This is a genomic window from Kribbella sp. NPDC054772, from assembly GCF_053611945.1.
Genome location: NZ_JBSHBJ010000015.1, coordinates 62,833 through 85,023, shown reverse-complemented (window position 1 = coordinate 85,023; position 22,191 = coordinate 62,833). Strand labels below are relative to the sequence as shown.

General features: G+C 68.6%; 26 protein-coding genes. 13 read left to right on the top strand and 13 right to left on the bottom strand.

What is annotated here, in order from left to right; genetic code table 11:
* Positions 1-141 precede the first annotated feature (141 nt).
* The 3 genes from ACWGID_RS23280 to ACWGID_RS23270 are packed head-to-tail and all read left to right on the top strand — an operon-like array spanning position 142 to position 1,948.
* A complete protein-coding gene (locus ACWGID_RS23280) occupies positions 142-798 on the top strand; it encodes a nucleotidyl transferase AbiEii/AbiGii toxin family protein (protein WP_452199727.1) in 657 nt (218 codons plus the stop codon).
* A complete protein-coding gene (locus ACWGID_RS23275; RefSeq protein WP_452199725.1) occupies positions 795-1,151 on the top strand; it encodes a hypothetical protein in 357 nt (118 codons plus the stop codon). Before ACWGID_RS23280 ends, ACWGID_RS23275 begins: the two co-directional genes overlap by 4 nt.
* Positions 1,151-1,948, top strand: a complete 798-nt coding sequence (locus ACWGID_RS23270; protein WP_452199723.1) for a hypothetical protein — start codon at positions 1,151-1,153, stop codon at positions 1,946-1,948. Before ACWGID_RS23275 ends, ACWGID_RS23270 begins: the two co-directional genes overlap by 1 nt.
* A 34-nt stretch (positions 1,949-1,982) precedes the next feature.
* Here ACWGID_RS23270 and ACWGID_RS23265 read toward each other — a convergent pair whose 3' ends face one another.
* From ACWGID_RS23265 to ACWGID_RS23255, 3 genes are read right to left on the bottom strand one after another with little or no spacing between them, the layout of a single operon-like run.
* The gene (locus tag ACWGID_RS23265; RefSeq protein ID WP_452199721.1) at positions 1,983-3,233 is read right to left on the bottom strand and encodes an AI-2E family transporter; all 1,251 of its coding nucleotides are present in this window, start codon (positions 3,231-3,233) and stop codon (positions 1,983-1,985) included.
* Positions 3,234-3,263: 30 nt separating this feature from the next.
* Entirely contained in the window at positions 3,264-4,634 is a 1,371-nt protein-coding gene (locus tag ACWGID_RS23260) for a glutamate mutase L (RefSeq protein WP_452199719.1), read from the bottom strand.
* Positions 4,631-5,785 (bottom strand): cystathionine gamma-synthase, encoded by a 1,155-nt coding sequence (locus tag ACWGID_RS23255; protein WP_452199717.1) that lies wholly within the window; start codon positions 5,783-5,785, stop codon positions 4,631-4,633. Before ACWGID_RS23255 ends, ACWGID_RS23260 begins: the two co-directional genes overlap by 4 nt.
* Positions 5,786-5,976: 191 nt before the next feature.
* Here ACWGID_RS23255 and ACWGID_RS23250 point away from each other — a divergent pair, with 191 nt between their 5' ends.
* Together ACWGID_RS23250 and ACWGID_RS23245 are read left to right on the top strand one after the other, a co-directional pair.
* Positions 5,977-6,558 carry a hypothetical protein gene (locus ACWGID_RS23250; RefSeq protein ID WP_452199715.1) on the top strand — a complete coding sequence of 194 codons (582 nt, stop codon included), beginning with the start codon at positions 5,977-5,979 and terminating at the stop codon, positions 6,556-6,558.
* Between the two features lie 8 nt (positions 6,559-6,566).
* Positions 6,567-8,216, top strand: coding sequence for a hypothetical protein (locus tag ACWGID_RS23245; RefSeq protein ID WP_452199713.1), 1,650 nt, complete (start codon positions 6,567-6,569; stop codon positions 8,214-8,216).
* Positions 8,217-8,282: 66 nt separating this feature from the next.
* Here ACWGID_RS23245 and ACWGID_RS23240 read toward each other — a convergent pair whose 3' ends face one another.
* Together ACWGID_RS23240 and ACWGID_RS23235 are read right to left on the bottom strand one after the other, a co-directional pair.
* Positions 8,283-8,579, bottom strand: coding sequence for a DUF1905 domain-containing protein (locus tag ACWGID_RS23240; protein ID WP_452199711.1), 297 nt, complete (start codon positions 8,577-8,579; stop codon positions 8,283-8,285).
* A 46-nt stretch (positions 8,580-8,625) separates the two neighbouring features.
* Positions 8,626-9,207 (bottom strand): TetR/AcrR family transcriptional regulator, encoded by a 582-nt coding sequence (locus ACWGID_RS23235; RefSeq protein WP_452199710.1) that lies wholly within the window; start codon positions 9,205-9,207, stop codon positions 8,626-8,628.
* Positions 9,208-9,303: 96 nt separating this feature from the next.
* On the opposite strand from ACWGID_RS23235, the gene ACWGID_RS23230 reads away from it, so the two are divergent.
* Positions 9,304-11,463, top strand: a complete 2,160-nt coding sequence (locus ACWGID_RS23230) for an MMPL family transporter (protein ID WP_452199709.1) — start codon at positions 9,304-9,306, stop codon at positions 11,461-11,463.
* 64 nt (positions 11,464-11,527) lie between these two features.
* On the opposite strand, the gene ACWGID_RS23225 is transcribed toward ACWGID_RS23230, so the two are convergent.
* Both ACWGID_RS23225 and yczE read right to left on the bottom strand, forming a co-directional pair.
* A complete protein-coding gene (locus ACWGID_RS23225) occupies positions 11,528-11,941 on the bottom strand; it encodes a YbjN domain-containing protein (RefSeq protein ID WP_452199707.1) in 414 nt (137 codons plus the stop codon).
* A gap of 55 nt (positions 11,942-11,996) precedes the next feature.
* Complete coding sequence (gene yczE / locus ACWGID_RS23220) at positions 11,997-12,656, bottom strand: membrane protein YczE (RefSeq protein ID WP_452199705.1); 660 nt, start codon at positions 12,654-12,656, stop codon at positions 11,997-11,999.
* Between the two features lie 63 nt (positions 12,657-12,719).
* Between yczE and yczR the strand changes: the two genes are divergently transcribed.
* The 3 genes from yczR (at position 12,720) to ACWGID_RS23205 (ending at position 15,451) form a co-directional block, all read left to right on the top strand.
* On the top strand, positions 12,720-14,159 hold the full coding sequence (yczR, locus tag ACWGID_RS23215) for a MocR-like transcription factor YczR (RefSeq protein ID WP_452199704.1): 1,440 nt from the start codon (positions 12,720-12,722) through the stop codon (positions 14,157-14,159).
* A gap of 192 nt (positions 14,160-14,351) precedes the next feature.
* Positions 14,352-14,990: a peptide-methionine (S)-S-oxide reductase MsrA gene (gene msrA, locus ACWGID_RS23210; RefSeq protein WP_452199702.1), complete on the top strand. Its 639-nt coding sequence runs from the start codon at positions 14,352-14,354 to the stop codon at positions 14,988-14,990.
* A gap of 65 nt (positions 14,991-15,055) precedes the next feature.
* The gene (locus ACWGID_RS23205) at positions 15,056-15,451 is read left to right on the top strand and encodes a hypothetical protein (RefSeq protein ID WP_452199700.1); all 396 of its coding nucleotides are present in this window, start codon (positions 15,056-15,058) and stop codon (positions 15,449-15,451) included.
* Between the two features lie 65 nt (positions 15,452-15,516).
* On the opposite strand, the gene ACWGID_RS23200 is transcribed toward ACWGID_RS23205, so the two are convergent.
* The 4 genes from ACWGID_RS23200 to ACWGID_RS23185 form a co-directional block, all read right to left on the bottom strand.
* On the bottom strand, positions 15,517-16,350 hold the full coding sequence (locus ACWGID_RS23200) for a hypothetical protein (protein WP_452199698.1): 834 nt from the start codon (positions 16,348-16,350) through the stop codon (positions 15,517-15,519).
* A 37-nt stretch (positions 16,351-16,387) separates the two neighbouring features.
* Complete coding sequence (locus ACWGID_RS23195; protein WP_452199696.1) at positions 16,388-17,245, bottom strand: aminoglycoside phosphotransferase family protein; 858 nt, start codon at positions 17,243-17,245, stop codon at positions 16,388-16,390.
* Complete coding sequence (locus tag ACWGID_RS23190) at positions 17,232-17,756, bottom strand: hypothetical protein (protein ID WP_452199694.1); 525 nt, start codon at positions 17,754-17,756, stop codon at positions 17,232-17,234. Before ACWGID_RS23190 ends, ACWGID_RS23195 begins: the two co-directional genes overlap by 14 nt.
* Before the next feature lie 143 nt (positions 17,757-17,899).
* Positions 17,900-18,262, bottom strand: a complete 363-nt coding sequence (locus ACWGID_RS23185) for a hypothetical protein (protein WP_452199692.1) — start codon at positions 18,260-18,262, stop codon at positions 17,900-17,902.
* A 144-nt stretch (positions 18,263-18,406) separates the two neighbouring features.
* On the opposite strand from ACWGID_RS23185, the gene ACWGID_RS23180 reads away from it, so the two are divergent.
* A complete protein-coding gene (locus ACWGID_RS23180; protein ID WP_452199690.1) occupies positions 18,407-18,763 on the top strand; it encodes a YciI family protein in 357 nt (118 codons plus the stop codon).
* 40 nt (positions 18,764-18,803) lie between these two features.
* The gene (locus tag ACWGID_RS23175; protein WP_452199689.1) at positions 18,804-19,412 is read left to right on the top strand and encodes a chloramphenicol phosphotransferase CPT family protein; all 609 of its coding nucleotides are present in this window, start codon (positions 18,804-18,806) and stop codon (positions 19,410-19,412) included.
* Between the two features lie 6 nt (positions 19,413-19,418).
* Here the strand turns inward: ACWGID_RS23175 and ACWGID_RS23170 are convergent, their stop codons facing one another.
* Together ACWGID_RS23170 and ACWGID_RS23165 are read right to left on the bottom strand one after the other, a co-directional pair.
* The gene (locus ACWGID_RS23170; protein ID WP_452199687.1) at positions 19,419-19,643 is read right to left on the bottom strand and encodes a hypothetical protein; all 225 of its coding nucleotides are present in this window, start codon (positions 19,641-19,643) and stop codon (positions 19,419-19,421) included.
* A gap of 108 nt (positions 19,644-19,751) precedes the next feature.
* Positions 19,752-20,282, bottom strand: coding sequence for a DinB family protein (locus tag ACWGID_RS23165; RefSeq protein WP_452199685.1), 531 nt, complete (start codon positions 20,280-20,282; stop codon positions 19,752-19,754).
* Positions 20,283-20,436: 154 nt separating this feature from the next.
* Between ACWGID_RS23165 and ACWGID_RS23160 the strand changes: the two genes are divergently transcribed.
* Together ACWGID_RS23160 and ACWGID_RS23155 are read left to right on the top strand one after the other, a co-directional pair.
* On the top strand, positions 20,437-21,261 hold the full coding sequence (locus tag ACWGID_RS23160; protein WP_452199683.1) for an alpha/beta fold hydrolase: 825 nt from the start codon (positions 20,437-20,439) through the stop codon (positions 21,259-21,261).
* A gap of 75 nt (positions 21,262-21,336) precedes the next feature.
* On the top strand, positions 21,337-22,137 hold the full coding sequence (locus ACWGID_RS23155) for an alpha/beta fold hydrolase (RefSeq protein WP_452199682.1): 801 nt from the start codon (positions 21,337-21,339) through the stop codon (positions 22,135-22,137).
* Positions 22,138-22,191 lie beyond the last annotated feature (54 nt).

Here is a 22,191-nt window from a genome sequence, read left to right as displayed (position 1 = left end):
CCGCTCCGAACCACACCAACAACACCTAAACATTGGTCTTGGGATCGGGCTTACGCCTTACCCCAACCCCAAACACGCCGCCGAGCGGGGCGCGGCGGCGTCTTGTCGTTCAACGGCGAGTGGCTTGGGCAGACTGAGCTCATGAAACCGTTGCAGCGCCGGATGGCGACCGTTGGCCTGCGAGCTGTGGCCGAGTACGGCTTCGTGCTCGCCGGTGGTTACGCACTTCAGGCGCACGGGTTTGGTGAGCGTGAGTCCGATGACATCGATCTGTTCACCGACGACCCCGTCCATTTCGCAGCGGCCGTCGACGAACTAGTGGCGGCGTACCAGTCTGCCGGGCTCGTTGTGGAGGTCGTCCGGCAAGCCGCGAGTTTCGCGCGCCTGGAAGTGACCGACGAGGAGGGTACGACGGCCAAGGCGGATCTCGGCGTCGACCACCGGCAGTTGCCCCCGGCGACGACCGAGGTCGGGCCGGTGCTCTCCGAGGAGGATGCCCTCGGCAGCAAGGTCGGCGCCGTTTACTCACGACTCGAGCCACGCGACCTGATCGACGTCCAGGCAGTCCTCGACAGCGGCCGCTACGACGGCGACGCCCTCCTCACGCTCGCCGATCAGCGCGAGGTCACTCCGCTGGACCGCGAGATGTTCGCCCGCCAACTCCGCGCCGGCGCCCGGCTGCCCGACTCCGGTTTCCAGCAGTACGGCGCCACGCCCGAGCTGATCGCGCGGATCCGGGACACGGCACGGCACTGGGCCGAGCAACTGAACCATCCCTCAGGGAAGATGGACGAATGAACGAGCCGCGCTACACCCAGCCCGGGGACTCGTACGCTTCCCGGATCCCCTACGTCGTACCCGAGTCGCTGGATCAGCTGACCGGTCCGCGCACCGGGATCGTCGAACTGCCGGTCTCGATCAACTGGGGACCGCAGCGCGTCTACGACCTCGCCAACGCCGACGACAAGCTGTCGCTGTACAAGACGGTGCTCAGTGAGGCCTCGACGCCGGCCCAGCTCACCAGCCTGGTGAACAAGGACCTGTTGATCGAGCTCTGGCCGCAGCTCCACCTGCCGCGGTACTGCGTTCGTCGCTGGCACACCGCGTTTCCGCGGCTCGCCGAGATCGGCGCCGGCGGGATCTGGCAGTGATGGACGCCGAACACGCTCAGGTAGCCCGCATCGGGCTCTCCGCGACCCAGGACCGCGGGTACGCGCTGGCCGGCGGGCAGGCCTTCAAGGAACACGGCTTCGGTGACCGGCCGCACCACGACGTCGACCTGTTCACCAACCAGCAGACCGACCTCGACCAGACGATGAACGACCTGCAGACGGCGTACGGCGACGAGGGGTACCAGGTCGACGTGCTGGAGCGGTCGGGCGAGCACGCCAAGTTCGCGGTCAGCAAGGACGGCCGCAGTACCGAGGTCGACATCGGCCGCGACTTCCGCAGCCGGCCCACGGTCGAGACCGAGGTCGGCCCGATGATCTCTGTCGAGGACTCCGTCGGCTCCAAGGTCGGGATGGTCTACGACCGTGTCGAGGCGAAGGGTGCGATCGACCTCGAGGCCGTCGTCCAGTCGGGACGCTACTCACGCGACGACGTGCTCGAGCTCGGGGACGAGCGGGAGATGTCCGGGATGGACCGCGAAGGGTTCGCCTACCAGCTGGATCAGGCCGCGAACCTTCCGGACGCCGACTACGCGAGGTACGGCCTCGACGCGGAGCAGACAGCGTCGATCAAGCAGGACATGGGCAACTGGGCCCAGCAGCTCCGGACCCGGGCGCAGAACCCGGAGGCGGACCGAGCGATGCGGATGGCCGAGTCCGGGCAGTCCCGGGCCGGCTCGGGGCCTGCCGGCCAGACGCAGGGCGCGGCCGCCCGTCCGGGGCACGGGCACGGCGCGGAGCGCGCGAGGGGCGAGCAACACAACGGACGCGGAAGCTAGTCCTCGACACCACCGTCTGCCGCCATCCGGGCGTTCAGTCCTCGGTGGCGGTGGAGTGGTTGTTGCGGAGTCTGGGGAGGGGTCTGGGGGGTTCTGGGTCTACGTCGTTGCCGGCCAGGTGGTTGACGATGGCGTTGATGACGGCGGCGGTGGGGACGGCGACCAGGGCGCCGACGATGCCGGCGATGACGACGCCGGTGGCGATCGCGAGGATGATCGCGAGGGGGTGGACGCTGACCGCGCGGCCGAGCAGGAACGGCTGCAGGACGTGCGCCTCCAGCTGCTGTACGCCGATCACCACCGCGAGCATCACGATCGCGACGATGGGGCCCTTGGCAACCAACGCGACGAGGACCGCGACGATGCCGCTGATCAGCGCGCCGACGACCGGGATGAACGCGCCGACGAACACCAGGATACCGATCGCGCTCACCAGCGGCAGCCCGAGGATCGCCGCGCCGAGCGAGATCCCGATCGCGTCGACCGCGGCGACGATCACGGTGGCGCGGACGAACGCGGTCAGCGACACCCACGCCTTCCGGCCGGACGAGTCCGCCTTGCCGCGGGCGCGGCGCGGGAACAGCCGCACCAACCAGGTCCAGATCTGCTCGCCCTGGTACAGAAAGAAGAACAAACAGAACAGCGAGATGAACAGGCCCGCGACGACGTGCGTGGCCGTCGTGCCGACCGCCGCTGCCTGTTGTCCGAGCGCGCCGCCGGACGTGAACTGCTTCTGGATCTGTTTGAACAGGTTCGTGATGTCGGAGTCGGAGAGGCCGAAGTTGATCCGGGCCAGGTCGCGCAGCTTCTGCACGCCCTCTCCGACCTGGTTCGACAGGTCTTCGAACTGACCGGCGATCTGCGTCCCGACCAGGGTCAGCAAGCCGGCGATCACGATGATCGTCGCGATCACCGTGATCCCGGCCGCCGGGCCGCGCGGCAGGCGGAGTTTCTGCAGCCCGTTGGTGACCGGCACGAGCAGCGCGCTGAGCAGGATGCCGACAGTCACCGGTACGACGACCTCGGACAGGTACCGCATCGTGTAGCCGATCACGGCCACGGCCGCCACGACGACCAGGAACCGCCACGCCCAGGCGCTGGCGATCTCCATCCCCGGCGTCACCCCGTTGTCCACCCGCCTGCGTTTGGTGGATGCCTCGGGCTCGGCCGCGCTGCTCTTCTCGAGCACCTCGTTGTCCGCGATCGGACTCGGATCGTCGCGGACCTCGTCCTGCCTGGCCTCGTCGCGCGTTCCGGCGTCGTCGTCCCGCCCCGTGTCGCTCATCCCACCTCCACAACTGTGCTGGTGACGAGACTAGTGCCCGCGCGTACCCGTTCCATGAATGTGCGCGGCCAGCCCCTCAGCGGCCTTGGGCGCGTCGTCGGCCAGCAGCCCCACACCGGCCAGCACGTAGTCGGTGTCGACGCAGACCTCCGCGCGCTGCGGGACGAGCCAGCCCTCCGCCTGCGCGTTGGTCCCGATCGAGCCCAGGATCCGGGCCGCGACCTCGGGCGGGTTGTGCCGCAGCACTCCCCCGGACCCGACCAGCAGGTCCACCTCGCGCAGATCCTTCCCGGACCGCTCGACCACCCGGCCGCCGGGCCCGAACACGATCCGCTGCCGCCCCGCGTGCCGCCGGAGCGCGACCGTAGCGGCCACGCTCGCGAGGCTCTCGTCGTACGACGCCTCTCGCTCGCTGTCCGGAAGGTAGGACGGATCCGTACGCCGCAGCTCGGCCGCCGACCGCAGCTCGCGCGCGTCCGCGAGCAGGCCTGCCTCGACCGCCGCCTCGACCACCGGTACGGCGCTCCACCGCATCCCCAGGTCGCCCTCGACGGTCCGGGTCACGGGATGAGTAGCGACCACTTCGCGCCCGAGGTTCGCGTCCTCGGGGTCGAGCTCGATCACCGAGTGCACGTCGGTGGTCGCGCCGCCGATGTCCACGACCGCCACGTCACCGTGCAGCGCGGCGAGCACTTCGACACCCCGCAGTACGACGTCGGGCGTCGCGGCGCGGACCATCGCCTGGAACCCCGGGTCACGCGAGAGGTTCTTGCCGCCGATGACGTGCGCGAGGAACATCTCCCGGATCGCGGCCCGCGCACCGTCCGGAGCGAACACCCCGATCTCCGGTACGACGTTGTCCGCCAGCACATGCGGTACGCCGGCCGCGGCCAGCGTCGCCGCGATCTCGTCCTGCGCCTCGATGTTGCCCGCGACAACGACCGGTTTCCGCCAGCTGTACTTCGCGAGTGTCTCGGCCGCCTTGAGCAGGACGGCCGAGTTACCACCGTCCGTCCCGCCGAGCAGCAGGACGACATCCGGGCGGTCCTTGCGGAGCTCCTTCTGGGTCGTGGCCGTGAGTCCACCGCTGACCACAGCGACCACCCGGCCGCCGCTCGACAGCGCGACCCGCTTGCCCGCTTCCGCGGTGACGAGCTCCTCGTTGCCGACGACACCGATCCGCAGTCCCCCGCCGGCGCTCGAACACGCCAGTACCTCGGCCTTGGCGACCCCACGATCGACCGCTTCCAGGGCGGCACGGCACGCGTGCCAGCCCTCCATCACGTCGGTGTCGATCGTCGTCCGGTGCTCGGCTCGGGCAACTAAGTCGCCCGAGCCGGAGTCCACCGCGATCGCCTTCGTGAACGTCGACCCGAAGTCGACGGCCACCACCAGGCTCACGCCATTGCGCGATCGAGGTCGAGGAGCAGGTCGTCGACTGTCTCGATACCGACGCTCAGCCGGATCAGGTCGGCCGGGACCTCGAGCGGCGTACCGGCAACCGACGCGTGGGTCATCTTGCCCGGGTGCTCGATCAGGGACTCGACACCGCCGAGGGACTCGCCGAGCGTGAAGACCTCCGCCTTGTTGCAGATGTCCAGTGCCTGCGACTCGCCCCCGCGGACCCGGAAGCTGACAATCCCGCCGTACCGCTTCATCTGCTTGGCGGCGGTCTCGTGGCCGGGGTGCCCGTCGAGGCCCGGGTACAGCACCTGGCTGACAGACTGGTGCCGCTGCAGGAACTCGACGACCTTCTCGGCATTGTCGCTGTGCCGGTCCATCCGGACGCCGAGCGTCTTGATGCCGCGCAGCACCAGCCAGGAGTCGAACGGACCCGCGACCGCGCCGATCGCGTTCTGGTGGAAGGCGATCTTCTCCGCCAGCGCGCTGTCGCGCACGATCAGCGCACCGCCGACCACGTCGGAGTGCCCACCCATGTACTTCGTTGTGGAGTGCACGACCACGTCCGCGCCGAGCTCCAGCGGCTGCTGCAGGTACGGCGAGGCGAAGGTGTTGTCGACGACCAGGAGGGCGCCGGCGTCATGCGCGATCTGGGCGACAATCGCGATGTCCGCAACGTTCAGCAACGGGTTCGTCGGCGTCTCCAGCCAGACCACCTTGGTCTTGCCGGGCTGGATCGCGGCCCGGATCGCCTCCGGGTGGGTGACCGCGGCGGGCGTCATCTCGACACCCCAGTTGCTCAGCACCCGGGAGAACAGCCGGAACGTGCCGCCGTACGCATCGTCGGGGAACACCACGTGGTCGCCGGGCGCGCAGATCGAGCGGATCAGCGTGTCCTCGGCGGCGAGACCGCTCGCGAACGCGAATCCGCGGCTGCCCGCCTCGATCGCGGCCAGACATTCCTCGAGAGCGGTCCGGGTCGGGTTCGCCGACCGGGAGTACTCGTAGCCGTTGCGGAGCCCGCCGACGCCGTCCTGCTTGTAGGTACTGGTCGCGTAGATCGGCGGGACCACCGAGCCGGTGGTCGGGTCGGGCTCGTTCCCGGCGTGGATGGCGAGCGTCTCGAAGCCGTAATGGTGTTCCGTGTTCACCGGACCAGCGTACGGCCTGGTCTGCTCGGGCCCGGCAGGCCGTCCAGCCCGGGGAACTTCCTGGGAACTTCGTGGGATCCAAGTTGTCCACAGGCACGTCGTACGAGGTGGCGAATGACCCACTCCGCCACCTACGGTTGCGCACAGAGGGTTGCCGGCAGGCAACCGGGCAGGAAGGACCCCAGGACCGCATGAAGACGCAGGACAGGCCGCTCGACCAGGACGACCTGGCGATGGCGGATCTCGCCGAGATCCCGGACTGGACCGTGATCGCGGGTCCGGACGGTGACGAGGCCGGTCCGGCAGTCGTGCGCGCCCTCGTGCACCGGGTGATGGGCCAGACCTCCTGGCAGCCGTGGCCGCTGCAGCCGGGCGAGGTGATCGACGCGGAGATGGTGTCGTGGGGTTTCACCACCCGGCGCGGCACCACGATGATCGTCTTCGACGGTCTCGCGTTCGCGGACACCCCGGACAGCGGCTGGTCGGCGTACGACATCGGTCCGGACGACATCTCCGCCGCGGAAGCCGGCCTGGACGCGCACTGGCCGGACAGCCTCGCGCTCGCGGGTCGGCACTGGGGGCGGCCGGACTACGTCGGTCACTCCAGCAGCCCGACGTTCGTGGACGAGTGGGAGCCCGGCGCCGGGATCGGCCGCCGGCACCTCGCCGTCTGGTTGCGTCCGGGGGCCCAGATCCACCTGTACAGCACCCTGCCCAGCAAGGACCCGCTGACGACGTCTGTCGGGGTCAACTACGCCGTGTACATCGACTAGGAGACCTGATGAGCGAGCCCTCCGCAGGCCCCCGCCCGAAGAACCGCTGGTTCGCCGGCGCCCGAGGCACGAAGAAGCTCAAGGCCGCCTACGCGCTCGGCAAGAGCGAGGTGAAGAAGTACGACCGGACGGCCCTGGAGCGGGCCAGCCGATTCTCCCCGTCACAGCTGGCCGTGATGGCGCAGGCCGCCGTCAACGCACGGGTCGACCCGCAGCAGTACGCCGGTCAGGCGGCGTCCGTCAGTCAGCAGATGACCGAGCGGATGCGGTCCACGCAGCCTCAGCGGCAGGCCCCGACCAGGAACCCGTTCCGCCGCATCGCGCGCGCCTACGGCACCCGGCAGCGCGTCCGGCAGGGACGGAAGAATCTCAAGGCCGCGATGGCGCTCAGCTACAAGGACGCGCGGAAGTCCAACCTCGGCGTCCGCAGGGCCGCGGGGAACGATCGGACGCTGTCCCGGGTGCAGCTCGCGGCGGCGATGCGGGGGCAGTTCGAGCAGGCGCTGAGACCTGAGGTCTTCGGGCAGCAGAACCAGGCGGCCCCGGGTCAGGGCCAGGGGCAACAGGTTCAAGGGCAGGGGCAGCAGGGTCAGGGGCAGCAGGCCGGTCAGCAGCAGGTGCAGGGCGGCGACCGGATCGCCCAGCTGCAGCAGATGCTGGAGGCGAGTCAGCAGCGGGCAGTCTCCGCGGTTGCCGAGATCAACCAGTACAGCGCCCAGATCCAGCAGCTGATCCACGCGGAGGCCGGCCGGCTGGCGCAGCAGGCCGCCGACTTCCAGCAGCAGAACCAGCAGTTCAACCAGCAAATGGCGCAGGCGATGCAGGGCCAACAGCCCCAGCAATCTCAGCAGCCCGAGCAAGGCCAGCAGAGCCCCGAGCCCGGGCAGGGTCAGCAGCCGCAGCAAGGCCAGCAGGGTCAGGAAGGCCAGCAGCCGCAGCAGCCGGATCCGAATCTGCACAACGTGCAGTTCGTGACGCCCGTGCAGCAGGAGGGCGCGCAACCCGAGGCCGCACAACCCGAGGCCGCACAGCCGGAGGCCGCACAACCCGACGCCGCACAGCCGGAGGCCGCACAGCCGGAGGCCGCACAGCCGGAGGCCGCACAGCCGGAGGCGGCGAAGGGGGAGGCCGAGCAGGAAGCGGTCGGCGGGAACCCGCAGGAGTCCGGTGGCGAGGTGAGCGCCGACGGCGAGCGGGCCCAGGGCGGCGGCGCAGAGCTCAGCGAGGACCAGCAGAAGGCAGCGCAGGCCGCGGCACAGCCGGCCCGGAAGGAGCGGTGGGTCCAAACGGCCCTGGACCCCGAGGCCGCCGCCGAGGACCCGGCACGCGCGCAGGCCGACCCCCAGGCGCAGGGCCAGGCCCAGGGCGACAACCCGACTCAGGTACAGGGCCAGGGAGACAACCCGACTCAGGTGCAAGGTCAGGGCGACAAGGCCGGCCAGGCGCAGGGGCAGGACAAGCCTGGCGGGCAGCCGACCGGAGCGAGCGTGGACGGCAACGACGCGATGCGGCTCACGAACGCGGGCGTCTCAGCGCCGAAGGGATCCACCGTCGACCAGGCCGTCAACACCTCCCGCGGTGCGGGCGACGACAGGCAGCACGCCGGCCACGGCACGGACAAGGGCAACAAGGTGGACAAGCGCGGCGGTCGCGAATGACCGCGCAGCGCGCCTGAACCTGCAATCACCACGAACGCCGCCGGGCAACCGGCGGCGTTCGTGCTGTTAGAAGTCGACGAGCTCCAACCGCGTCTCGACCGGAGCGCCCTCGGACAGCTCCTCGGCCGTCCGCACCTGCTTCTTGACCGGCAGCACATAGGTGCCGGTCTTGCTCGGGAACACCGAGGTCTGCCAGGTGGTCGCGCCGACCGTCACCGTCACCCGCACCGACCCGAAGCCCTTCCGCCGCCCCGCGGTCAGATCCGTGATGTCGTCGCTGACCTCCTCCGGGACCGTCACGAAGTACCAACTGCCTTCGCCCGGGTACTGCCACAGCGGTGCCGAGAACCGGTACGTGTTCACGTCGCGAACGTTAGCCCGCAGCACCGACAATCCGCAGTACCGGCAATCACTCGGAGACCGGCGCACCGCGCCGCGCCAGCACCGCGGACGCGGCGTCGAGCAGGACGGCCCGCATCTCGGCGTCCGGCACGCTGAGGTCGACCTCGGCCGACATCGCCGCGCCGATCGTCTCGACCGCGGCCGCGGCCCGCAGCCGGTCGGCCGCCGTCGGATCCGGCCCGGCGAGCCACAGCTGGAACCGCCGGCTTCGCGCGATCAGATCCTCGAGGTCGTCCCCGAAGGCGGCCAGTACGGCGGCGACGTCGCGGAGCAGCGTCGGCCCGGTGGAGCGGTGCGCCAGGACCACGTCCAGGTACGCCGCGAGTAGTTCACGCTCAGCCTCGGGTGACCACGGCAGCGTGTCCACGCGGCGCAGTACCTCGAAGAGATCTTCCAGGAACGTGCCGACGATCGCGCGCAGCAGGTCCTGTTTCGACGAGTAGTGGTAGTACAGCGACGCCTTGGTGATGCCGACCTGCTCGGCGATCTCGCGCAGGCTGGTCTTGTCGTAGCCCTGGTTCGAGAACAGGTCGACAGCGGCGCGGTGGATCTCCGCCTTGGTGTCGCGGGAACTGGTCGCGTGCTGCACGTCACCACTCTCTCACTTCTCTTGCCTACCGTGCGGCAGGTAGTCTATCTACCGACCGGCAGGTAGACAGTGCACAACCCTCAGGAGGGGTCAGGGGTGTTCACCAGACTCGGACGCTTCGTCGTCCACAACCCGTGGAAGGTGATTGCCGCGTGGGTGGTCGCGGCGGTCGCGGTGATAGCGTTCGCGCCGACACTCGCGGATGTCACCACCAAGGACCAGGCGGCGCTGCTGCCCGACAAGTACGAGTCGGTGCAGGCGCAGAAGCTGGCCGTGGACACGTTCGGGCAGACCAACGACGCGACCGCCAGCATCGTGGTCAAGCGCGCCACCGGCGGTGAGCTGACCGCGGCCGACCAGGCCAAGGTCACCCAGCTCGCGGCCAAGATCACCGCGGCGAAGATCGACCGGGTCACGGCGGCCGTCACCGGCCCGCAGGCGGTCTCACCGAACAAGCAGGTGCAGATCGTCAGCGTCGGCCTGAAAGGTACGGCGGACGAACAGCCGGTGCTCGACGCGGTCCAGAAGATCCGCGACGTCGCCGGACCCGCCCTCACCGGCGCCGACCTCGAGTACGGCGTGACCGGTGACGCGGCGCTGATGCTCGACAACCAGGACGCGTTCGAGAACGCCTTCGTCGTGGTCGGGATCGCGACCGTCGTGCTGATCATCGGCCTGCTGCTGGTCATCTACCGCAGCCCGGTCGCGGCGTTCCTGCCGATCCTGACGGTCGGCCTGGTCTCCGGGATCGCGCCCGGCCTGATCGCACTCGTCGCGAAGGCCACCGGCCTACAGGTCACCCAGGACCTGCAGACCATCCTGACCGTCGTGCTGTACGGCGTCGGCACCGACTACATCCTGTTCCTGCTGTTCCGCTACCGGGAACGACTCCGGGCCGGCGAGCAGCCGAAGGAAGCGCTGGTGAACGCGGTCGCCCGGGTCTCCGAGGTGATCGTCTCGGCGGCGGGCGCGATCGTGGTCGCGTTCAGCGCATTGCTGCTGGCGGTGTTCGGTGGGTTCAAGAGCCTCGGCCCGGGGCTGGCGATCGCGGTCGCGGTGATGGCGTTCGCGGCGATCACGCTCGTCCCGGCGGTCGTCTCGCTGCTCGGCCCGAAGGTGTTCTGGCCGTCGAAGTCCTGGCAGAAGACGCCGAAGGGCGCGACGTTCAAGCGGCTCGGCCGATTCACCGCCCGGCGCCCGGCCGTGGTGGCGGCGATCTCCGGCGGCGTGATGGTCGTGCTCGCGCTCGGCTCGCTCGGGATGAAGGTCGACTACGACGCGTTCAGCCAGCTCCCGGACGGCACCGAGTCCGCCCGCGCGGTCAAGGACCTGCAGGCCGGATTTCCCGCAGGCGCCCTGAACCCGACGACGGTCTACGTCCGCAGCACCGACGGCACGCCACTCGATCCCACCGAGCTCACGGCGTACGCCGGGAAGCTCGCCAAGGTCGACGGGGTGGGTGGAGTACTCCCGGCCGGCGCGGACGGCAGCATGGCGCTGCTGAACAAGGACAAGACGGTTGCCCAGCTCAACGTCGTACTGAAGGACGCGCCGTACGCGAACGCGTCGCTGGATCTGGTGGACGGCAAGCTGCGCGAGGTCGCACACGCCGAGGCGCCGGACGGGACGACCACACTGCTCGGTGGCGTGACGGCCGGGTACGCCGACATCCGGGACGCGAACAGCCGGGACCTCTCGGTGATCTTCCCGGTCGCCGGTGGGCTGATCGCGGTCATCCTCGCGCTGCTGCTGCGGTCGCTGATCGCTCCGTTGATCCTGATGCTCGCGGTGGTACTGAGCTTCTTCAGCTCGATCGGCGCGACGGTGTTCGTGTTCCAGGGCGCCGCCGGCCACGCCGGGGTCACATTCTCGCTGCCGATCATGCTGTACCTGTTCGTCGTTGCCATCGGCACCGACTACAACATCCTGATGATCGCGCGACTCCGCGAGGAGGCCGAGCGCGGAACGGATCCACGGACCGCGGCCGACCTCGCGATCGAGCACGGCGGTCCGTCGGTGGCGGCGGCCGGGCTGATCCTGGCCGGCACGTTCTCGTCCCTGATGCTGGCCGGTATGGCGCTGCTCACCGAGATGGGTTTCTCGGTCGCGGCCGGCATCGTGATCTCGGCGTTCGTGATGTCGAGCTTCCTGGTGCCCAGCCTGATCGCGCTGCTCGGCCCCCGCGCCTGGTGGCCGCGCCGGCTGAAGGTCCGCTCGACGACTCCCGACGAGCGTGAACTGGAGCCCGTCGGCTGAGAGCCCGCAGGCTGAGGGGTCCTGCGAGAAACGGGTCCCGGACCGCGACGGCCCGGGACCCGTGTCAGGTGAGCTGCTCGGCCAGGCAGCGGTCGAACTCGATCGCGGCGCGGATCCAGCTCACGATCGTGTTCACGAAGTTGTCGAGAACGACGCCACCGGTGACGATCATCTGGACCTCGCCGATGACCCGGACCGTGCCGTCGTCGTCGGTGTGGGTGTAGACCTTCGGCCAGAGCGTGGTCCGGTTCCAGTCGTCGACGATCCCGAGCAGCCGCGGCTTGTCGTCGAGGCCGTAGTCCCGGTCGTAGAACGTCCGGACCGACAGCACCTGCTGGTCCTCCTCGCCGCGGAACATGAAGTAGGTCCGGAACGTCTCCCACGGCGCCGCGAGATCCCCTTCCTCGTCGACGATGTGCTTGAGCTCCATCTGCTCCAGCAACTCGATGATCAGTTCCTGATCGGGAACGACCGACACGATGCTCGACTCCTGACTGGCTCGGGAACGGCACATCGTACGGCCGGGTCGGGGTCTACTCGCGCTTCAGTCGCACGGTGAAGATCGGCAGCAGGACGTGCACGAGCGGGCCGATCGAGAGCGCGTACACGACGGTGCCGACGCCGATCGATCCGCCGAGCAGGAAGCCCGTGGCGAGGACCGTGAGCTCGATCGCCGTCCGAACCAGACGCACGCTCAGACCGGTACGCCGCACCAGGCCCGTCATCAGTCCGTCACGGGGACCGGGGCCGAACTGGGCGCCGATGTAGAGGGCCCCGGCCAGCGCATTGAGGACGACGCCGGAGAGCATGAACACGATCCGCAGCCAGAGCGCGTCGGGCCTGTCGACCGTGGCCAGGGTGAGGTCGGTGACCAGGCCGATGATGATCGCGTTGCTGATCGTGCCGAGACCCGGCCACTGGCGCAGCGGGATCCAGGCCAGCAGTACGACGAAACTCGCCGCGATCACCACCGTGCCGAAGCTCAGCGGGACGTGCTTGGTGATACCCGAGTGGAAAACGTCCCACGGGTCGAGGCCGAGGTTGCCCTGGATCATCAGGCCCATCGAGGCGCCGTACAGGGTCAGGCCGACGTACAGCTGCACCAAGCGGCGGGGCAGGTGGCCTGCTTTCAGCTGCTGGATCGGGTTGATGGGTGCGAGCTGACGCGGCGGCGCAGCGGAGGTGGCGGTCACGTTCTCCAGTGTCCGGAGTAAGTGGCCTGGTATTCGATAGCCAATTGCGCGATAGTGGACTGCATGCAAGCGCGTTATCTCCCCGCCAGCACGTTGACCGGCCTGCTCGGCGAGTGGGCGGACGGGACCGGGCCGGCGTACCGGCTGCTGTCCGAGCGGCTGCGGCTGCTGATCGCGGACGGGCGGATCATGCCCGGATCGCGCCTGCCGAGCGAGCGGGAGCTGACCGAGGCGCTGGGAGTCAGCCGTACGACGGTCGCGTCGGCGTACCGCGAACTCCGGGACAGCGGGTACCTGACGAGCCGCCGTGGATCGGGCAGCGTCACGGCGCTGCCGTCGAAGGTCGAGCCGGAGCTCGGGCGGCACCACGCGCCCGGGATCGACACCGGCGGGATGTACGACTTCACGTGCGCGGCGCCCGCCGCGGTGCCGGGGATCAGTACCGCGGTTGCGTCGGCCGCCGACGCGCTGCCGCTGCATCTCGCGACACCCGGGTACCACCCGCAAGGACTGCCGGTACTGCGCGCCGAGATCGCGGCCGCCTACTCCGAACGCGGGCTGCCGACGTCGGCCGATCAGATCATCGTGACCGCGGGTGCGCTGGCCGCGACCTCGATCGCGGTCCGGGCGATCACGCAGATCGGGGATCGGGTGCTGACTGAGAGCCCGACGCACCCGAACTCGGTGGACGCGATCCGGCGCAGCGGGTGCCGCGTGGTCGCCGTACCGATGTCGCCGGGCGGCTGGGACCTGCCGTTGTTGGAGGCAACGATCCGGCAGACGGCGCCGCGGGCCGCTTGGTTGGTCGTGGACTTCCAGAACCCGACCGGTTTCCTGATGCCGGCGGCGGATCGGCAGCGGCTGGCGCGGGCGTTCGCGCGGTCGCGGACGACGGCGATCGTGGACGAGACGCTGTTCGAGCTGTCACTGGACGGGCAGGAGATGCCGCCGCCGTTCGCGTCGTACGACCCCGACGGGGTGATCACGGTGGGGTCGGTGAGCAAGTCGTTCTGGGGCGGGTTGCGGATCGGGTGGATGCGGGTGCCGGAGGCGCTGGTCGCGCGGGTGCTGGACGCGCGGGCGTCCATGGATCTCGGGGCGCCGGTGCTCGAGCAGCTGGTCGTCGCGGACCTTCTGCGTCAGCGGTCGACGCTGCTCCCGGAGCGTCGCGCCGAGCTCGCCCGCCGCCGGGACGCGCTGGCCGCGGTCGTCGCCGCCGAGCTCCCGTCGTGGAACTTCAATTTGCCGTCCGGTGGGCTGTCGTTGTGGTGCGAACTCCCCGAACCCGTCGGCTCCAGCCTCGTCGGGGTCGCCCAGCGCAACGGTGCGCTGCTGGTCGCCGGCTCCCGCTTCTCCCCCGACGGCGGCCTCGAGTCCTTCATCCGCCTCCCGTACACGCTGGACGTGGAGTCGTTGCGCGACGGCGTACAGCGACTGGCCGCGTCGTACGACTCCCTGACCGCCGGCGCTCCGCCGCGGCGGACTGGGGTGATGATCGCCTAACGCCGTACCGAACGACGGGTAGTGGTCACCCCTGACCGCCCCGGCCGCCGCCGCGCCAGGCGTGCCGTGGCCCGCCACGTCCGACCACTACCCGTTCTTCGGTACGTCATCGTGCCGTAAGGGGTGCGGGGAAGGTTCGCCTTACATCGGGCGTTGAGAGACTATGAGAGTCACTCTGCGAGAGGCGTGAGAATGTCGTTCTTCACCCGCAACACCGCCATGGTCGAGCCGCAGGCCGCGCTGCCGGGCCGGCCGACCCCCGGCTTCGCCGTACCGGACGAGAACATCGTCCTGCACACGCCGCAGACCGCCGCCGCGCCCGAGGGGTTCGAGGAGGTCTGGTTCGGTACCGGATGCTTCTGGGGCACCGAGGAGATCTTCTGGCAGCAGCCCGGCGTGTACACCACCGCCGTCGGGTACGCGGGCGGTTACACCCCGAACCCGACGTACGAAGAGGTCTGCAGCGGCCGCACCGGTCAGACGGAGGCCGTCCGAGTCGTCTACGACCCGACCAAGACCACGTTCACCGATCTGTTGAAGGTGTTCTGGGAGACGCACGACCCGACCCAGGGCATGCGTCAGGGCAACGACCTCGGTTCGCAGTACCGCTCGGCGATCTACTACACGACCGACGCCCAGCGCGCCGAAGCCGAGCGCACCCGCGACCTCTACGCCCCCGCCATCAAGCCCCTCGGCTACGGCGACATCACCACCGAGATCGCCCCCGCGCAGACCTTCTACTACGCGGAGGACTACCACCAGCAGTACCTCCACAAAAACCCCAACGGCTACCGCTGCCACAGCAACACCGGCGCCAAGTTCCCCGCCTGACAAGCTGTAATGCACCGAGCGCCCGACCGCCAAGCGGCCGGGCGCTCGTGTCATACGGTGTCCGGGTGAAGAACGACGACCGCCGCCTGCGCCGTCTCGTGGTGGGTGACGTCACTTGGCGCTGGACGGTCCGTCAGCAAGTGAAACCCAGCTATGAGGACTGCCGGCTGACGCTCTCCTTGTTCCCCGAGGGCACGCGGCACAGGTTGGTCTTCGTCTTCCGTCCCGGCCCGGACCGGGTCGTCTCGAACACGTACTTCGACGCCGCGGCCCTGGTGCGTCTGCCGGATCGCAGCTATCTCAATCTCTTCGAGCCTGGAACTGTTCGCCGGCTCCTGGATGCGGCTTTGTCGACCCTGGACCTCTTCGCACGCGAGCAGGTGACCGAGGTCGACGGATGGCCGTACTTCGACACAGTCGTGGACTCAGCCAATGAGACAGGCGACCTGCTCGACGACTGATCCTTCAGCAGGCCGAGGGCTCTGCCGCCGGTGGAGCCCTCGGCTTGTGTGTCGTGCTCCCGAAATCAGGTCAAGGTCGGTAGGACACTCTTGGCGGCGCCGGCGTTGACTCCTGCTGCGGCTTTCCACCAGCAGGCTGGGTACGCACGTTCCACGAACCGCTGGGATGGAAGATCACGCGCACTCCACGGAACGAACTCCCTGGCGAATCCAGGATGATCGTCTGTGTCGAGTACGCCGCAGATCCCCAGTATGTCCAGCAGGACCTCGCGTTCGGCCTTGTTGCCTTTCACGAAACCGAGCTGAGCAGCGGCCTGGGATGCCGTGATGTCAGGCGGAAGATCATTCAGCGTCTCGAGGACTGTGCGCCCGAGCCGTATGTCCTCGGCGGTCGGCTCGAGCCTCGGCGCCAGGCGAAACTGCTGCAGGTCGAAGGCGACATAGTTGATGTTGTCGCGTCGCACCCCTCCCCATTTGAAGCGTTCGAAGTTCAGTACGTTGAGATCCTCGGCGGCCGACTCCGAGTACAACCCGCACACCGCGCACTGGCGACCGCGAGTGCTCGCCGTGAAGCCATGGTCCGGTAGGCCGCGCGCGATGAGGAACGATGCCAGGACCGAGCGCAGGTCGAGTCTGCGACTGGTCAGGCTCGCCACAAACGCCGCCTCTGCTTCCATGAGTGATACGTGGCCGACCGCAGCCTGTGCCGTCGCGACCCAACCGTCGTGACTCAGGACGACCGGCTCCGGAAACATGACACCTCGCTGAACGGCCGCGCGGAGATCCTGATCAGCGGGCCAATCCGGCGACTCTCGCCAACCTGCAGCGGACCAGAAGGTGTCTATCAGAGGCTGAATACTGCCTGGCGACGCGTCGTACTTCGTCTGCGGTGTATCCACGCCGTTGATGATGCCGCACGACGGTAGGGGTGTCGCTCTACCAGACGACGTCGTCGAGCGCCGGCCACGGCGGACCCTCCCGCAGAACGCGAAGGTACGCCACTCCCGATTCTCTGCCGCTCGGGTGTTGGTCGTTGAGACTCCAGCGATGCGTTGCGACGATCGCGAGTACGACACCCCTGCACTCACCGACCAAATCTTGGTCAGCGTCGGGATAGTGCTGGCTGACCTCGCTAGGCGCCCAAGCCAGGTCGTACTCGACGGGCCCACGGGCGGTGTTTTCGAAGTCAATGAGGAGCGGCCCGTTCTTCGTGTTGAGGATGTTCAACGGGTGCGGCTCGCCATGCAGCAGTTGTTCGGCGCCGCGCCGGTCGACGATTGATCGCCCTAGATCGTGCAGCGTGTTGGCGAGCAGCGCCCGGTCCGTATCCGCGAGATCGGGAGTGACATCACGGCTGGCAACGTCTCGTTGAGTAGCAGCCACTCGATCCATGAAGTGTGGTGTCGTGATCTCGATCCGCCGCAGGCCGGCATGAAGACGTGCGAGCGCCTGCGCGTACTCGGCCGGCGGAAGCATTGGTGACTGCACAGGTTCGACGTAGGCCCACAGGGCGATCTTGAAGCCGTCATGCACGAAGACGCGTGGTTCGGCTCGAGGCTCGAGCGGGGCGACCGGGCTGTCCGTCTGCGTTAGCCGCCGCACGAGTTCAACTTCTTGCTCTGCGCTTGCGAAATGCGTCATGGGCGTGACTCGGGCGACGGTGTCGCACGGCGTCAGACGGATGACGAGTCGGTTGGAGTCGCTGAGAACGATCGCGTCGTCGACGGCCAAGCCGAGTTCTGAGGCGGTCGACATCGCCACAGCCAGCGCGCGCCGCGCCTCAGATGCTTCCATCTCGGTCTCCCCTCCCCTTGACGTCGACTGCCCCGTCCAGGAATTCCCTGATCGCCCGTTTGGACTTGAGCACGTGCCGGGTCACGTCTTGCCCGTGTCGGGCGATGATCGCTTGCTCGCGTTCGAGTTCCGCGCGCCGGTTCCGCCAGATGAGCGGGATGAGGCGCCATTCGTCGCGCAACCGTTGCCAGGCCGAGTACTCACAGCCTTCAGGCAGCGTGTCCGGCATTCGGCAGCCGCGCAGCAACGCTCGTCCCGCGCACCGCCACCACGGCGTGGCTAGGACCACCACAGTGTCGGCGCGTTCGAGCCGGAGATCGAGCGTCTCGGCGTAGTTGCCATCGGCAATCCAGGCGTCGTTGGCAAGGAGGTCACGTTGTTTCTCGCGCCACTCGGCCTCCGATGGTTCGGTCCAGCCCGCCTTCCAGAACTGGAGGTCCAGATGGATGACCGGCAGGCCGGACTTGACCGCAAGCGCCCGGGAGAACGTGGATTTCCCGGATCCAGCCATCCCGGTGACGACGATGCGGCGTTGCGTTTCGTGGGGGTACATGACACCTCGCAGGGTTCGCAGCGGTGCCAGGTTCGACTACATGAAGGCTGTCTGCGCCATGGTGTCGAAGCTGGCAAATGACCTTCTGCGACACGGCAGGATCAAAGATGCCCCGGCAGAGCTGGCAGGTCGCCCACCTGGCGGATCCACGCGCTGACCGTCATCGGGAACGGGGCGAACGTCTCCTCCAGCCAGTCGGCCAGCGCGGGCGCGCCCGGCGACGGCGGGACATGGGCGGGACGCGGCGTCCCCTCGTCGTCGTTCTCCTGCGCACGGAAGCCCTGCGCCTGCAGCCGCCCAACGAGCGTCTCGACGTTCCTGCGGGCACGGTCGGCAAACTCGCGCGCCACCGCCTCGGCGTCCTCGCGGTACGGAGCATCGAAGACCCGTCCGCCGAGACCGCGTAAGTCGCGCCATACCTCGTCGGGATCACCGGACACGTACCGCGCGTGGTAGCTCACCATGGCCGCCATCCTCGCAGGGAGCGACCAGCGTCGCCCGGTGTGGTTCCCGTGTGTGAAACTCGTGAGGGCGGGTGTCGGATTCGGTGGGGTGTGTTCGTGGTGAGAGTGGAAGGTGGTCGTGGCGGCCGCCGCTGAGGAGGAGAGATGTCCGAGTACCTCATTGCCTTCAACGACGAGTGGGTGCCTGAGCACACCGACGAGGAGCTGGCGGCCAAGTCCGCGGCTCTGCGGCCGCTCATCGCGGAGATGAAGGCGGCCGGGGTTCTGATCTTCACCGGCGGGCTGGAGCCCGATGCGCCGGTCTTCAGTGTGGACGCGTCGAGCGGTACGCCGATGTTCAGCGACGGGCCGTACGTCGAGTCGAAGGAACACCTCGGCGGGTTCGCGGTCGTCGACGTACCGGACGAGGACGCCGCACGCCACTGGGCCGGCAAGATCGCCATCGCCTGCGGCTGGCCCCAACAGGTCCACCGCTTCCAGACACCCCGCAACCGCTCGTAACAGCACCTCAGCTGACCGGCTGGTCAGGGATCATGGGGCGATGTCCATCAGCGCGACCCATGAGTTGCTTCCAGAGACCCCGGTCGGGCGGCCGGGGCGGCTGATCCTGCTGAACGGGACGTCGAGTTCTGGGAAGTCGAGTGTTGCGAAGGAGTTGCTGGGCGCGCTGGACGGGGCCTGGTTTCACTTGGCGGTTGATCAGTTTCATCATGTGCGGGCTCGGCGGGAGTGGAGCGAGGAGGAGTTCCTGCCGGTGTTTCAGCGGACCGTGTTGGGGTTTCACCGGGCGGTCGCGGGGATGGCCTCGGCGGGGAATGACGTGGTGGTGGATCACATCTTGGGTGAGCGCTGGCGGCTTGCGGATTGTCTCCAGGTGTTTGACGGGCTCCCGGTGTATTTCGTTGGGATTCGCTGCTCGTTGCCTGAGCTCGAGCGGCGGGAGCGCGAGCGTGGGAACCGGACGATCGGCCGCGCTGCGTTGCAGTTCCCGCTTGTCCACCAACACGGCACGTACGACGTCGAGGTCGACTCCGAGCGTCAGAATCCGGCGGAGTGCGCCGCAACGATCCGCGATCGCCTGTCAGCGGGCCCACCGAACGCGTTCGACGAGCTGCGCCGAGTGGCCGAGCTACAACCTGTAAACCGATAACCCGAGTTACGACCGGTGAAGGTGCTTGTTGTTGGTCTCTGATGAGACCTGGCGTGGTGCCTTGGTTGGTGGGTGGTGGGGCGAGAGGTTCGGCGTGGCCAGGCCGGCCTGGATGGCTCGGGCCATTGCAGCTGTCTGCAGGTCGGCGTCGGGGGTGACGGTCAGCGGCGTCGATACCGCACATCCCGCGGCGCCGATGAGAGACCCCTCGACCACGAACCCACCGATCACCGCACCATCGTCGCCAGCGCGCGAGCCCCGATCCAGCTTTCTCGCAAGCCGCTAACGACAAGCGCCGAGGACGCCACCGACCGGCGGCACCCTCGGCGCTGGAGCGCGTCAGCCCATCGACTTCTGCCCGTCGATGGCTTCGCGGATGATGTCGGCGTGGCCGGCGTGCTGCGCGGTCTCGGCGGTGATGTGCAGGAAGACGCGGCGGGCGGTCCAGAAGACGCCCGGGGGCTGCCAGGGGGCGGAGGGCAACTCGTAGCTGACGTCGAGGTCGAGGGTGCGGACCAGGTCGTCGGTGGCGGCGGCGATCTTCTCGTACTCCGCCAGTACGCCGGCCAGCGTCTCGCTCTCGGTGAGGCGGAACTGGTCCCGCCACGAGGCGATCATCTCCGGCGTGAACTCGGACTCGGCCGGGACGTCGTCGGGACGCGTCCCCTGGGCGAACTCGGCCCAGTGCTGCTCGACCGCCGACACGTGCTTGATCAGGCCGCCGATGGTCAGCTCGCTGACGGTGCTGCGGGTGCTCGCCTGCTCGTCGGTCAGGCCCTGCGCGGTGTGCCGCAGGAAGTACCGGTGCTTGGCCAGGAAGTCCAGGATGTCGGCCCGCTCGCCGGTCACCGGCTGCTCGTTGTTCGTCATGTCCCTGACTCTAGAAGGTGTAGCGGCCAGATAGTGACCGCTATTCGAACCGGCCCGAGAACTCCTCGGAAATCCAGGCGACAGCAGCTAGCGTGTCCCGGGGGCGGCAAAGGGCCGATCCCCTTTGTGCTGAAAGGGAATCAGGGGGTACACCGTGGGAACGATCACGACCAGCGACGGCACCGAGATCTTCTTCAAGGACTGGGGTGAGGGGCAGCCGATCGTCTTCAGTCACGGATGGCCGCTGTCGGCCGACGACTGGGACAACCAGCTGCTGTTCTTCCTGTCGAAGGGGTACCGCGTCGTCGCGCACGACCGCCGGGGGCACGGGCGGTCCACGCAGACCAGCGGTGGTCACGACATGGACCACTACGCCGACGACCTGAAAGCCGTCATCGACCACCTCGACCTGCACGACTGCATCCACGTCGGTCACTCGACCGGCGGCGGCGAGGTCGTGCACTACCTGGCCCGGCACGGCGAGGGCCGGGCCGCCAAGGCCGCGATCCTGTGCGCGGTCCCGCCGTTGATGGTGAAGACCGACGCGAACCCGGAGGGCCTGCCCAAGGAGGTCTTCGACGACCTGCAGAACCAGCTCGCCGCGAACCGGTCCGCGTTCTACCGCGCCCTACCGGAGGGCCCGTTCTACGGGTTCAACCGCCCGGGTGTCGAGCCGGTCGAAGCCGTCATCGCGAACTGGTGGCGCCAGGGCATGATGGGCGGCGCCAAGGCGCACTACGACGGCATCGTCGCGTTCTCCCAGACCGACTTCACCGAGGACCTGCGGAAGATCACTCTGCCGGTCCTTGTCGTGCACAGCGAGGACGACCAGATCGTCCCGTACGCCGATGCCGGTCCGAAGTCGGCCGCACTGCTCAAGAACGGCGTCCTGAAGACCTATCAAGGACTGCCGCACGGCCTGCCCACAACCCACGCGGACGTGGTCAACGCCGACCTGCTCGAGTTCTTCCAGTCCTGACCCGCACCACCCGGCTTCGTCACGCAGCCTTGCGCGCCCTCCCGGCGACAGTCGCCTGACGAAAGGGCTTCATCGATGCATCACCACAGAACGCGGGTGCTGGCGGTAGTCGTCGCCGTACTCGCGGTCCTGATCGCCGCCGTGACACCCGCGGCCGCGTCGTACCGCAGTGGTCCGAAACCGACGGTCGTGCTGGTCCACGGAGCGTGGGCCGACGGGTCGAGCTGGGCGAAGGTCACCCGTCGGCTCATGGACGACGGGTACACGGTCCGCGTCCCACCGAACCCGTTGCGCAGTCTCCCGACCGACGCGGCGACGATCCGAAACTTCCTCGCCACCCTGTCCGGGCCGATCGTGCTGGTCGGCCACTCGTACGGCGGCGCGGTCATCACGAACGCCGCGACCGGCAACCCGAACGTGAAGGCGCTGGTGTACGTCGACGCGTTCGCCCCGAACGAGAACGAGTCGGTCTTCCCGCTGGCCGGTGCGGACTCCGCCCTCGCCGTACCTCCGGAGACTGTCTTCGACTTCGTCCCGAACGGCAGCGTCCTGGACCTGTACCTGAAGCACGACACGTTCGTGAAGTCGTTCGCCTCCGGGGTCCCGCGCTCCGAGTCCGAGCAGCTCTACCCGGCGCAACGCCCGCTCACCCTTCAAGCCGGCAATGACCCGTCCGGCGTACCGGCCTGGAAGACCATCCGGTCCTGGTACGTGCTCGGCACCAAGGACCTGATCATCACCCCGACCGCGCAGAACTTCATGGCCACCCGGGCGCACTCCACCATCACCCGCATCCCGGCCGGCCACCTCGGCCTGATCTCCGATCCCGGCCCGGTCACTCGCGTGATCGAGACCGCGATCCACGCCACCCGCTGATCCGGCGCGGCGGGGGGGGGGGGGGGGCGCGGGCTCGGGCGGGCGCGGGGGCCG

Bases quoted from the DNA above. Each gene is read 5' to 3' on its own strand.
- ACWGID_RS23280 (WP_452199727.1), top strand. From the start codon at position 142: ATGAAACCGTTGCAGCGCCGGATGGCGACCGTTGGCCTGCGAGCTGTG.
- ACWGID_RS23275 (WP_452199725.1), top strand. From the start codon at position 795: ATGAACGAGCCGCGCTACACCCAGCCCGGGGACTCGTACGCTTCCCGG.
- ACWGID_RS23270 (WP_452199723.1), top strand. From the start codon at position 1,151: ATGGACGCCGAACACGCTCAGGTAGCCCGCATCGGGCTCTCCGCGACC.
- ACWGID_RS23265 (WP_452199721.1), bottom strand. From the start codon at position 3,233: ATGAGCGACACGGGGCGGGACGACGACGCCGGAACGCGCGACGAGGCC.
- ACWGID_RS23250 (WP_452199715.1), top strand. From the start codon at position 5,977: ATGAAGACGCAGGACAGGCCGCTCGACCAGGACGACCTGGCGATGGCG.
- ACWGID_RS23245 (WP_452199713.1), top strand. From the start codon at position 6,567: ATGAGCGAGCCCTCCGCAGGCCCCCGCCCGAAGAACCGCTGGTTCGCC.
- yczR (WP_452199704.1), top strand. From the start codon at position 12,720: ATGCAAGCGCGTTATCTCCCCGCCAGCACGTTGACCGGCCTGCTCGGC.
- msrA (WP_452199702.1), top strand. From the start codon at position 14,352: ATGTCGTTCTTCACCCGCAACACCGCCATGGTCGAGCCGCAGGCCGCG.
- ACWGID_RS23195 (WP_452199696.1), bottom strand. From the start codon at position 17,245: ATGGAAGCATCTGAGGCGCGGCGCGCGCTGGCTGTGGCGATGTCGACC.
- ACWGID_RS23190 (WP_452199694.1), bottom strand. From the start codon at position 17,756: ATGGCTGGATCCGGGAAATCCACGTTCTCCCGGGCGCTTGCGGTCAAG.
- ACWGID_RS23185 (WP_452199692.1), bottom strand. From the start codon at position 18,262: ATGGTGAGCTACCACGCGCGGTACGTGTCCGGTGATCCCGACGAGGTA.
- ACWGID_RS23180 (WP_452199690.1), top strand. From the start codon at position 18,407: ATGTCCGAGTACCTCATTGCCTTCAACGACGAGTGGGTGCCTGAGCAC.
- ACWGID_RS23175 (WP_452199689.1), top strand. From the start codon at position 18,804: ATGTCCATCAGCGCGACCCATGAGTTGCTTCCAGAGACCCCGGTCGGG.
- ACWGID_RS23165 (WP_452199685.1), bottom strand. From the start codon at position 20,282: ATGACGAACAACGAGCAGCCGGTGACCGGCGAGCGGGCCGACATCCTG.
- ACWGID_RS23155 (WP_452199682.1), top strand. From the start codon at position 21,337: ATGCATCACCACAGAACGCGGGTGCTGGCGGTAGTCGTCGCCGTACTC.